We start from the raw sequence: 2,578 nt of genomic DNA on the forward strand, positions 1-2,578 counted from the left end.
CCGACAGCGAAGCCGCGTCGGGGAACAGCAGGATGGTCGGCTCGTCATATTTCTTGAGCGCCTCGACACCGGCCTTCAGTTTGGTGTGGTCCGGGGCGGTTTGGTAATTGTCGGCACCGACGGATACAACGTAGCAATCGCCGCCGCCGTTGTCGAAAAACAAACGAAGGCTGTCGTACAGGTAGAAATTGGAACTTATGTCGGCGCGTACGAAGTTGTTGGTATCGTCGAGGACCACCTTGGTCACCACGATTTGCGGTCCCTTGCCAAACAAGGCTTCGTACTCAAGCAGCGATTTGAGGCGCGTAGGCACATTCACCAAGTCGCCGCCGACAATGCGTCGGGCAAATTCGGTGTAGCCGACAAAAGCGGGAATGGCCGTCTCAACCTCGGCAACCGAGGGCGGAAAAACGGAGATTTCTTCGACGTAGACATCCGGAGTTCGATAAGTTGGCATGGTTGGGCCTCTAGGGTTTGGACAGGTGAACGATGAAATCTGCCTTCGCCCGTTCGGGGCCCGGCAGCGGCAAGTACTCGATCAGGACGGTAGAGTTGCGGCTGAGGTGCAATTTCCTCAGACCGCGCTCTTTCCGCGCAACTTCGGTTTGGGACTGGAATACGGCAATTTGTACGCTGCTGTCCCCGAGCAGCGAATCCTTGATGAAGCCGTCCGGGAACGGCGCGACAAGACGGGTGAATGTGATCTCGTCCCGCCCCTCGGCGGAAAACCCCTCGTCAACGATGTTCAGTTGATTGAACTCGTCGGGCTGCCAGTTGCGGGCAACCACGTAATAGCGCAAGGTTTCCTTGCGCACGGCAAAATTCAATGTGAAGTTCGCCGCATTCGTATAGAAGGCGGCATCGATGCGCAATGCCAGCAGACCCCATACGCCTGTATCGCGAAGACTCGCGTCGACGAACAGCTTGCGCGTATGCAGTAGCCCCGGGCCGTAATCTTCCTCGATCCGGTACTCGCCCGGTGCCAGGCCGCGCGTGTCGTAACTCGTTGCGGCTTCGGCAAGCTGTCGTGTTTCCAGGATGTTGGCATGTGCGTCGAGCAGGCGCAGGGTGACCGGGCGCGACGCAAGTTTTGGTGCCAGGCCGTAAAGGCCGGCAGTAAGCTCCACCCCCTGCGGTGCATCGAGCGTTGCTGGCAGTGTGGCATTTGCATACAGTGGTGTCAGTGTGGTATCGGTGATCACCGGCATGGTGATGTTGCTGAAGACCGGGTTGGCCAGGCGCAGGCCAAAATGCAGTGTCTGCCCGGCCAGGCTACTGAGCGGCACGCCGGGACTCTCGGCCTCATACAGCAAGTGCAGTTCGCCATTGAGCATGCGTGCCAGCATGCGGCCGCCGCGCAACAATTCGTGGGTACTCCGACTGGGCATGAATTCGATATCACTGCATGCCTGGCTGTAGTAGCCATGCACCGGTGAAACTTTCGCGAGCGGGGCGAAGCTGATATTCATTTGTTGTGCAACGCCGTTTCGATGATCGTAATCGGCTTGCCGATGCTTTGCGGTTCGACATCCTGCAGCAGCACCATGCGCACCCGGTAGGCTACCGAGGGCAGGTACTTGCTGCCCAGATAGGCCCACATCTGGTTGAGCTGCTCGGTAGAGAGCGCAAGCATCTCGACGATCAGCTTGTTGATGCGGGGGTCAAGTCCGGGGTATTCCTCCGGTGTGAACACCGGATGTGCCTGGAAGAAAGTTATCAGGTTCGACAGAAACCGCAGGGACTGCTCGTACTTGTCGGCCTTCGAAGGGCGTGTGTGAAAGAGCACGCTGAGGTTCAGCTTGATTTCGGGTTGCAGTACCACATGGCTGCCATTCACATACGCATACTCAGGCAGATGCTCACGCATGATGCGGTCTTCTTCGATATTGACCAGTGTCAGGCCGATGTTGTCGGCCGCAGTCGCCCACTTGCCCGCGTCATCGACAATCTGTCCGGTGACAACCTCGCCGAGTCCGCTCGCCGACAAGGCGCGCTTTTTCAGGTGGGTATTGACTTCGTCAGCAAGAAACTTGATCGCAATGTCCAGCATCGCTGCTCCAGTTCGTCCTGATCCGAATGGCGTTCTCGTTCATTGTCGAGTCACTTGCAGCCCTTGGCTGTGTACCTGGTTGGTGTGCAAAGTGAAGCGCCGCCGCGTGTTGAACTCATTACCTGACAGCATGGTTGGATCGGAGTTCCCGGAGGCCATACTCGAATACATTTTCGGGCGATGCTACCCGAAGCGATTTGATCACGCAATGCTGAGCGGTTTGAAAGACTGCTCGTCGTGCCGACCATCGATTCACCAGTTTTTCTTGATGGTCCGAGTTGGATTTGGTTGCAGAAGCCACATAAAAAAGGGCGCCACAAGGGCGCCCAAAGGAGGTTGTCTGCGAAAAGATATCAGATGTGGTAAGCCGACTCGCCATGCGAAGTGATGTCCAGACCTTCGCGCTCTTCTTCTTCCGGCACACGCAGACCGATGAACATGTCGACCACCTTGAAGGCGACCAACGAAACCAGGCCGGACCACACGACTGTCGTACCCACGCCCCACAACTGGTTGATTACCTGGGCG

Annotated in this window: 2 protein-coding genes and 2 pseudogenes; all 4 read right to left on the bottom strand. The window is 57.3% G+C overall.

The window, feature by feature from the left end:
* Nucleotides 1–457 (bottom strand): annotated as a pseudogene (locus tag PROAA_RS07375) (phage tail protein); the annotation flags it as partial.
* Nucleotides 458–467: 10 nt separating this feature from the next.
* Nucleotides 468–1,469 carry a hypothetical protein gene (locus tag PROAA_RS07380; protein ID WP_186410727.1) on the bottom strand — a complete coding sequence of 334 codons (1,002 nt, stop codon included), beginning with the start codon at nucleotides 1,467–1,469 and terminating at the stop codon, nucleotides 468–470.
* A complete protein-coding gene (locus PROAA_RS07385) occupies nucleotides 1,466–2,050 on the bottom strand; it encodes a Pvc16 family protein (protein ID WP_186410728.1) in 585 nt (194 codons plus the stop codon). Before PROAA_RS07385 ends, PROAA_RS07380 begins: the two co-directional genes overlap by 4 nt.
* A 353-nt stretch (nucleotides 2,051–2,403) precedes the next feature.
* Nucleotides 2,404–2,578: pseudogene (locus tag PROAA_RS07390) on the bottom strand (ammonium transporter); the annotation flags it as partial.

It is taken from the genome of Candidatus Propionivibrio aalborgensis (assembly GCF_900089945.1).
Classification (GTDB): domain Bacteria; phylum Pseudomonadota; class Gammaproteobacteria; order Burkholderiales; family Rhodocyclaceae; genus Propionivibrio; species Propionivibrio aalborgensis.